1 tRNA gene and 1 rRNA gene are annotated in these 494 nt (G+C 48.4%); both read right to left on the minus strand.

Annotated elements, in window-relative coordinates:
- Positions 1–198 precede the first annotated feature (198 nt).
- Positions 199–274, minus strand: a tRNA-Ala gene (locus CJ260_RS12545).
- A gap of 117 nt (positions 275–391) precedes the next feature.
- Positions 392–494 (minus strand): 16S ribosomal RNA (locus tag CJ260_RS12550); the annotation flags it as partial.

The following is a 494-nucleotide window of genomic DNA, read 5'->3' on the forward strand; positions in this document are numbered from 1 at the left end:
TTTCGCAGCTTATCGCGTCCTTCATCGGCTGATATGGCCAAGGCATCCGCCGTACGCCCTTACTTGCTTGACTTTATGTCTTCACCGTTTTTCAGAGTTTCTTCGGTTCGTTAAGTCTTTCTCTTTTTCTTCAAAAAAGAGGTTTGTTCGTTTCGTTTTATGCAGTTGTCAAGGTACGGGTCTTTCATAATAAAATTGTGGTGGAGATGAGGAGAATCGAACTCCTGACCCCCTGCTTGCAAGGCAGGTGCTCTCCCAGCTGAGCTACACCCCCACTTTAATTACCTTGAGAGGTTCATGGCCTCTCAAAACTGAACAATGTGTACGTACTCCAGAATGCCGACCTGAAGTTTCGTAACGTCTTCCTCAGAATCCGTTACTTCTTCCCTAGAAAGGAGGTGATCCAGCCGCACCTTCCGATACGGCTACCTTGTTACGACTTCACCCCAATCATCGCCCCCACCTTCGACGGCTGGCTCCGTAAGGTTACCTCA

Origin of the sequence: Megasphaera sp. ASD88, from assembly GCF_002287425.1 — a bacterium.
Lineage (GTDB): Bacteria > Bacillota > Negativicutes > Veillonellales > Megasphaeraceae > Megasphaera > Megasphaera stantonii.